Here is a 2887-nt window from a genome sequence, read left to right as displayed (position 1 = left end):
GCTGGAGGAGGCGTTGGGAGTGCCGCAGTTGGGACAGTCCTTGGGACCGCTATCCCCGCCGACGGGTGGCAGGTCGAGGGAGTTGCCGGACGCGGCAGCAGCGGGCGCCGCCGCCGCGGGGGCCTCGCTGGACGCGCCGGCCGCGACCGGGCTGCCGCAGACGTCGCAGTAGTCCGTCGAGACGGTGTCGTGCCCATTCGGGCAGACGGCGCTCACTTGCGCACCCGCTGGGTCTTGGTGGAGGCAGTATCGAGGGCCATCTCGTCCAGCTTCTCCACCTGCTTCTTCAACCGCACGGTCCCGGTCTCGGCGTTGTCGATGTCGACGACCTTCTTCAGCCGGGTCGTCATCTCGGCGTTGCCGGCCTCATTGGCCAGCTGAACCGCGCGCCCGAGCTTGCTCGTGGCCTCGTCGTCGCGGCCGGCGGCCTTGGCCGCCAGGCCGTCCTGGATGGCCTGCGCCAGTTCGGCCTGGCCGGTGTACTGAGCCACCTGCGGGTTGATCCTGGCCGTCAACGCGTCGTCATTGGACCACATGGCCTTGACCAGCGCCTGCGCCTGGACCTCCTCGCCGATGGCGATCTGGACGCGAGCCGCAAGCTGTTCTTGCCCAACGGATTTGGCGGGCAGCCGCACGGCGACGTGGTAGTCGCGCGACTCGTCCGACCAGGCACCGGTGGGATAGGCGCCGGTCAGCGGGTTGACCTCCCGGCGCCGGGTGGTCAGGTCCTCGAGGTTGGGCGAGACCTGCTTGACGAAGAGCACCTGCGCCCCCTGCGGCGCCCATACCCGCAGTTCGGCGCTGGCAACGCCCCGGGACATCGAGGCCCGCATCAGGGTCTTGAACTCCTCGGCCATCTGCTCCGGCTGCGGGATGAGGTCGACGGTGCCGAGCAGCGCCGACGCGATGCGCCGCACCTCATCGACCTGCCACCGGTCACCGACTCCGCGACAGTCCGCCTGGAACGCCCCGGTGCAGGACTGGATCGCCCAGGTCAGTTGGTCCGGAGTTTCGTGCTCGTTGGCGCCGTCGGTCAGCAGGATCGCGTGTTTGCGATAGGTGTCGGGCACGGTGAGGAAGACCTGGCGAGCCGCCAGCAGCCACTGACCCATCGCCGTGCCGCCGTCGGCCCGGAAGCCGCGCACCGCATTCATGGCCGCGGCGCGGTTGGCCGGGTCCATGATGGCCGTCCCGGGCACGGGCGCGCTCGGATAGACCTGCCACGCGAGGTGGTTGCCGGCGATGACCGCGAAGTTGGTGCCGTCCGCGATCTCCTGCAAGGCCGCGGTGGCGGCGACGGCACCCTCGCGGATGCCCTTCTCCCCCATCGAACCCGAGGTGTCGACGATGATCACCTCGGCCGCACCCTGCCCGCTCATCGCGGCGGCCGTCGTCGCGCCCGATGCGTCGACACGCACGATGGCGTGCACATCGGTCGCCCCGTCCGGGAGGTACTGGTTCTGGAATGCCTCAGCTGTGAACTGCGCCATCACTGCCCCTTTTCTGTATGCGCCGATCCTGCCAAATCCCCCGCGGATTCGGTGTCCTGGGTCTCACCGGTCGGTGGCGCCGCCGCGCCGGCCGCGGTCTGTTCGGCGGGGATCGAGGGCTGCTCACCGGGTATGCCGAGTGCCTGAGTGGGTGTCTCAGCAGGCGCCTCAGCAGGTGCCTCGAGTGGCCCCGCCGGTGTGCCGGACTCTTCAGCCGGTATGCCGGGGGCTTGCGTTGACGCGTCCGTGACGCCGGCCGGGTCGGGCGCGGTCGCGTCCGACGTCTTCCCCGGCACCGGAGGCACCTCAGCCGTTGCCTCGGGGGCGGGGGCCTGCAGCACGGCCCCGGCGGCGGCGATGTCCTCGCCGTCGGCCGGGATGCGGGCCAGCGCGACAGTGATGTTGTCGGCCCCGCCGGCGTTGTTGGCGAATCCGACCAGGGCCCGCGCCAGCGGGAGTGGTTGCGCCGGTGTGCCGTTCGCCTGGAACTCCACGATCTTGTCGTGCAGCGCGCTGGCCTCGGAGCAGTAGTTCCACAGCCCGTCGGTGCACAGCATCAGCCAGCCTGGTTCCGACAGCTGGATGGTGCGGGTGTGGGGCGTGAGGTCGTCGGGCGCGTCGATGCCGAGCCACCGGGTGATCGAATGGGCCATCGGCCCGGTCTCGGCCACCTTGCGCTCGATGCCCGAGGCGATCTGTTCGGCGGCGACCGAGTCGTCGATGCTCAGCTGCTCGCCGCCGCCGCTGTCGGGCAACCAATAGATCCGGCTGTCACCGACATTCGCGACATATGCGGTCCGCCCGTCGACGATGGCCCCGGTGAAGGTGCACGACGGCGAGTGTTCGTCGCCCTGCTTGGTCTTGCCGATGACTGCCCCGTTGGCGGCTGCCACGGCCTCGCCGAGGCGTTTGGTGGCCGCGGCCTGGGCCGCCGCGGCGACACCCATCCCGGAACTCAACGGCTGCTCGAGGACCGTGCGGGCGGCCCGCGCAGCCGCCAGACTGGCGATATCGGAGTCGGTGGTGTTGGAGACGCCGTCGCACACCACCAGCACGGCCCAGGACACCGGATCGGCTTGTGCGGCAAGGGCGAGCGCGTCCTCGTTGCGGGAGTGACGCCGGCCGATGTCGCTGACCCCGCCCACCCAGACCGCGACATTCTCCTCGAGGTGGTCACGCGGATTGGGTTCCTTCGCACCGCACTGGTCGCAATACCCGTCGGTGTAGACGCCCTCGCCGCAGGTTCCGCACCGGACGGCGACGGGCGTGGCGTCATACGAACTGGCCGCCCCGGGCACGACACCGGTCCACCCGATATCGAGCGGCGACTCCTCGCCCTCCGCGGGTGGGGCGGGCGTGGCGGCCGCCTCGGGTTGCGGCAGCGACGCGGGGTCGAC

2 protein-coding genes and 1 pseudogene are annotated in these 2887 nt (G+C 70.7%); all 3 read right to left on the bottom strand.

Annotated elements, in window-relative coordinates:
- Positions 1–216: pseudogene (locus BN11_RS25270) on the bottom strand (phosphopeptide-binding protein); the annotation flags it as partial.
- Positions 213–1490: a vWA domain-containing protein gene (locus tag BN11_RS14680; RefSeq protein ID WP_048698867.1), complete on the bottom strand. Its 1278-nt coding sequence runs from the start codon at positions 1488–1490 to the stop codon at positions 213–215. The pseudogene BN11_RS25270 and the gene BN11_RS14680, both read right to left, overlap by 4 nt.
- Positions 1490–2887: PP2C family protein-serine/threonine phosphatase (locus BN11_RS21375; RefSeq protein WP_053084124.1), on the bottom strand; the 1398-nt coding region annotated here is incomplete at its 5' end. The genes BN11_RS21375 and BN11_RS14680, both read right to left, overlap by 1 nt.

Origin of the sequence: Nostocoides australiense Ben110 (genome assembly GCF_001050535.1) — a bacterium.
GTDB lineage: Bacteria > Actinomycetota > Actinomycetes > Actinomycetales > Dermatophilaceae > Nostocoides_A > Nostocoides_A australiense.
This window is presented reverse-complemented; position numbering and strand designations above follow the sequence as displayed.